The organism is Psychrobacter sp. (assembly GCF_030454045.1).
Classification (GTDB): Bacteria; Pseudomonadota; Gammaproteobacteria; order Pseudomonadales; family Moraxellaceae; genus Psychrobacter.
In genome coordinates, this window is record NZ_JAKDJE010000116.1 from 1 (window position 1) to 5,143 (window position 5,143).

4 protein-coding genes are annotated in these 5,143 nt (G+C 45.0%); 3 read left to right on the plus strand and 1 reads right to left on the minus strand.

Annotation, left to right across the window (positions count from 1 at the left end):
- Positions 1-105 precede the first annotated feature (105 nt).
- The 3 genes from L0G63_RS13315 (at position 106) to L0G63_RS13325 (ending at position 3,183) form a co-directional block, all read left to right on the plus strand.
- Positions 106-1,350: a phosphotransferase family protein gene (locus L0G63_RS13315; protein ID WP_301451087.1), complete on the plus strand. Its 1,245-nt coding sequence runs from the start codon at positions 106-108 to the stop codon at positions 1,348-1,350.
- Between the two features lie 42 nt (positions 1,351-1,392).
- Positions 1,393-2,154 (plus strand): histidine phosphatase family protein, encoded by a 762-nt coding sequence (locus tag L0G63_RS13320; RefSeq protein ID WP_301451088.1) that lies wholly within the window; start codon positions 1,393-1,395, stop codon positions 2,152-2,154.
- Between the two features lie 159 nt (positions 2,155-2,313).
- Entirely contained in the window at positions 2,314-3,183 is an 870-nt protein-coding gene (locus L0G63_RS13325; protein ID WP_301451089.1) for an SDR family oxidoreductase, read from the plus strand.
- An 87-nt stretch (positions 3,184-3,270) separates the two neighbouring features.
- Here the strand turns inward: L0G63_RS13325 and L0G63_RS13330 are convergent, their stop codons facing one another.
- Entirely contained in the window at positions 3,271-4,971 is a 1,701-nt protein-coding gene (locus tag L0G63_RS13330) for an AMP-binding protein (protein ID WP_301451090.1), read from the minus strand.
- Positions 4,972-5,143: the final 172 nt, after the last annotated feature.

Genomic DNA, 5,143 nt, shown 5'->3' on the forward strand with positions numbered 1-5,143 from the left:
AGATTAGTGAGGTGCTCTTCTTTTTTCAATCACTTTCGAAGTTGAGAGTGGGGTACTATAAGTATAAGTTATAAAAATAACTGATCACATGATAAGGAATGTCACATGTCAACTGACCATAGAGTATTAGATAAAGGCGGCGCGGTGCGTGAGGGTGAGGAGCTTGATACCCAAGCTATCAGCGCATGGCTACGTAGCCAAGGTGTCGATGTCGTAGGCGAGCCTACAGTCACTCAGTTCTCAGGCGGGGCTTCTAACTGGACGTATCGCTTACAATATGAAGGCGATGATAAAAACCAAGATCTTATCTTACGCCGTCCACCAAAAGGTACCAAGGCAAAATCTGCGCACGACATGGTACGCGAATATACCGTTCAAAAAGCATTAAAAGATGCTTATCCTTATGTGCCCGAGATGATTGCGCTATGTACAGATGAGGCCGTCATTGGCGCTGACTTTTATGTGATGGAGCGCATGGAAGGGATCATTCCCCGTGCCAATTTACCAAAAGGGGTCGATCTAGATCCTGAACAAATCCGTCTACTTTGTACCAATGTTTTGGATGCGTTGGTAGAGCTGCATCAGATAGACTATACAGAGCATCCTGATTTGGTTGATTTGGGTCGCGGTGATGGCTACTGCGCCCGCCAAATTAGTGGCTGGGACAAGCGTTATATCAAAGCAAAGACACCCAACGTCCCAAGCTTTGCCTTGGTCAGACAGTGGCTCAAAAAGCATACCCCTGCTGATAGCAAAACGTGCATTATTCACAATGACTGGCGCTTTGATAACGTCATACTCGATGCAGACGAGCCGACTACAGTTATCGGAGTCCTCGATTGGGAGATGGCAACCCTTGGCGATCCACTAATGGACTTGGGTAGTGCGTTGGCTTACTGGATTGAGGAAGACGACAATATTGTCATGCAGCAGTTTCGTCGCCAGCCAACTCACTTAGAAGGTATGATGACGCGTGACGAAGTGGTTGCTTATTATCTAGAAAAGTCTGGACTACAGATAGATAACTGGACCTTTTATGAAGTGTTTGGGCTGTTTCGTCTATCAGGTATCATTCAGCAAATCTACTATCGCTACTATCATAAACAAACCACCAATCCAGCATTTAAAAACGCGTGGCTTGCCATACATGTCATGCATGCCAAATGTCTCAAACTGATTGCACAATATGAAGGCGAAGCGCTGTTCAATGCACACGTTCAGCCATATTTAGAAGACAGAGGAGTCGATGCGGCAACGATTGAGAAATTGCCAGACCCTGTACAAAAAGTAGTGAAAGGCATTTTACCAAAAGGCTATTTTGCTAAACCCTCTGATTCAGCTGAAGTATAAGAAAAACCGCAATTTGGACAATATAATAAAAGGCAGTATTTTATGACAACCATACTTTTAGCCCGTCATGGTCAGGCTTCTTTTGGTCAAGAAAACTATGATCGGCTGTCAGAGCTAGGTGAAACCCAAGCAAAAATGCTGGGTCAACACTATGCAAATACCCAGCGCCGTATCGATGCGATATTTACGGGTAAGCTGGTCAGGCAACAAGACTCTGCTCGCCATTTTTGGCAAGGGTATCAACTGTTTGCTCAGGCCAACAATGACGACATGGCCATTGCGACAGCCATCAACTTTGATGAGCCTGACAGCTATATTTTGCCGCAATTTGACGAGTTCAATCACAAAGATGTGTTTGTGAAATCCGCTGGTGATTTTGATAACCAAGCTGAGATATCCGCTGAAATTGTCAATGCTCAATCACCAAATCGGCGTCTTGCTGAGCTGTTTGATCAAGCGATGCAGCGCTGGCATGGTGGCAACAATGATCAGGATTATATTGAAAGCTGGCCGCAGTTCAATGAGCGAGCGCAGCAAGCGCTTGAACAAGTACGTACAAAGATAGCCGATATGCGCTTAGACCAAAATAGCACTGTATTGGTCTTTACCTCAGGCGGTGTCATCGCTGCCATTACCGCACAGCTACTGAGCCAAGGCAGTCAAACCGCTTATCAGTTAAATAAGAGCTTAGTCAATACGGGCGTGACATCGATCACCCTAAAGAGTCAGCGCGCGCATTTATTGTCTTTAAATGAATACAGTCATCTATTTTCTGAAGGCAAGCAGTTTGTGACGTGGCGATAATTGAGTCAATGGGTTTGGATGCGCTTTTATACACAATCGCCACGTATTTGTAGAGCATTAGCCATTACAATGAACGATTTTAGTCAACCAGTTTTTGTCGTTGGTACAGAGAATCTATAAAACTGGAGTGTCATTTAGAGTCGATACAAGGGAGGGCTTATGCAACACAAACTGCTTAATTTAGTCACTAAAAGCGCCAAACAAAGTAAAGCTCAGGTATTTAGCGCCGTTCAGCCATCACGCTATCTAAAAGACCTAGACAAACAGCAGGTTGGTCAAGGCAAAACCGTCCTGATCACAGGAGCAAGCTCAGGATTGGGCGAGGGTATGGCAAGATTGTTCGCTAAGCTTGGTTATAATCTTGCTATCTGTGCGCGCCGTACTGATCGTTTAGAGCGCTTGCAGTCAGAGCTGGTAGCAGCATATCCTAATATACGCGTTGAGTACCGAGCGTTAGATGTCAGTGATTATGATGCTGTTTTTAAGGTATTTGACGCATTTGCTGCTGACTTTGGCACTATTGATCGTATCGTGGTCAATGCAGGGATTGGCGATAGTCGCCGTATTGGTAAAGGACGTTTTGATACCAATCGCCGTACCGTTGAGATTAATTTCATCTCGGCATTGGCACAATGCGAAGCGGCGATGAATATCTTTCGGGCTCAAAACAGTGGTCATCTGGTCGTCATGTCGAGCATGTCAGCGATGCGTGGCCTGCCTAAGCACCTGACAGCTTACGGCGCGAGTAAAGCAGGTTTGGCACATCTTGCAGAAGGGATTCGTGCTGATATGCTATTGACTAAGTTGCCTATTAAAGTCTCTACTATTTATCCCGGTTACATCCGTACTGAGATTAATACGAATGCCAAGCCATTGCCGTTTGAAGTGGATACTGATACCGGTACCAAAGCGATCGTTGCCGCGATTGAAGCAGGTGTGGAAGAAGCGTGTGTACCAAGCTTGCCATGGTCGATTGTAGGTCAGGCAATGAAGCGTTTGCCGCTGCAAGTGATGAGTCGATTGAGCTGATGCAACACGCTCGTGCAATAAAAACAAAAAGCCCACTCTAATAACAGTGGGCTTTTTTGTCTCTATGGCAAAATCATAATATATAGATTACAACGTTTGCGGATTGTCTGATAGGTGCTGCTCACGTAGCTTTTGACGCAATACTTTACCGACATTACTTTTTGGTAGTTCGCTGACAAACTCGATATGACGCGGGCACTTATAACCCGTTAAATTGTCTAATGCAAACTCTTTGATGTCTTCTTTGATGACATTGTTGTCTGCAGGCACAATATAGATTTTGACGGCTTCACCTTGGTTTTCATCAGGGATACCAATCACGGCGCAATCGACGATACCTTCATGGTCAAGCATGACCGCTTCAATCTCATTTGGAAATACATTGAATCCTGACACCAAAATCATATCTTTTTTACGGTCTAGTAAAGTGAAGTAGCCTTTTTCATCCATGCTCACAATATCGCCAGTACGGAAGTAACCATCGCTTGTGAAATCATTGGTATTGTCTCGATTGAAATAGCCTGACATGACGTTTGGGCCTTTGATGCACATCTCACCTGCCTCATGCATGGCGACACGTTCACCATTTTCGTCGACGACGATGATATCGACACTAGGAACTGGTATGCCGATTGTACCGTTGAACTTACGATCAGTAATGACGTTGGCGGTACCGCCAGCAACCCCTTCTGTCATACCCCAGCCCTCGACCATAGGGCAACCAGTCACCTCTAACCAACGGGCTGCTGTTTGCTCGGTTGCCGCCATACCACCCGCCTGAGTGATACGCAGTGAGCTAAAGTCCAATTCTTTGAAGCTTGGCTGATCAAGCAACCCTTTGAACAAGGTATTGACCGCAGGGAAAATATGGAACGGTTGTTTTGATAGCGTTTTGATAAACCCTGGCATATCACGCGGATTGGGTACTAGAATAAAAGTGTAGCCTGAACGCATACCAAGTAAGCTGAGCATAAACGCAAAGATATGATACAAGGGTAGGGCCATGACCATGTTGATGTACACCTCATTGATATCAGAGGTCACTGGACGGTACCATGCTTCTGATTGCATCGCCGCTGCGACGACATTACGCTGCGTCAAAACAGCACCCTTAGACAGACCCGTTGTGCCGCCTGTGTATTGTAGAATCGCTTTTTGTTGCAGCGTGGTTTTGGGTGCTTGAAGCGGTAGATTACGTCCTTTTTTCAGTACTTCAGGGAATTTCGTGACGTTGTACTTAGGGTCATTTAGATTGTATTTAGGCACTAAGCGTTTGACTTGACGGATAACGGTATTTACCAAAATACCTTTTAAGCCCATCATATCGCCCATTTTTGAGAGTACAATACGCTTGATATTGGTCTCTTCAATGACTTGCTCTAGCGCTTGAGCAAAGTTATCCACCACAAAAATCACCTGAGCGCCTGAGTCATTCAATTGATGGCGTAGCTCACGACCTGTATATAGTGGGTTGATCGGGGTACAGACGTAACCTGCGCGTAAGATACCAATCATGATTGGTAAATATTGTGGGACGTTTGGCATCATGAGTGCCACTACGCTGCCTTTAGGTAAGCCTTGAGCTTGTAACCATGCTGCTACTGCCAATGATGCTTTGTCAACGTCATCATAAGTATGAGTCACACCCATGCAGATAGTCATCGGATGCATACGAAAACGGTTGAAGCACTCTTCATACAACTCTATGAGGCTTTCATATTGATCAGGATTAATGGTCTTGGGTACGTTTTCTGGGTATTGAGCAAGCCAAGGTTTCTCTACTGTCATGCCAAGCGTCCTTAAATTAAGATAAGTTAAGGGTCTATAAAAAAGTAGTCACATCCATGTCGACGATATACATCAGTGCTCTTTGAGCGATGAATTGTCGAGTGCTATCCTTTGTTTTCGGTGTAATGGACAAAATTCATGCTAAAAAGTAGGTGGTAGTCGCTAATGGACA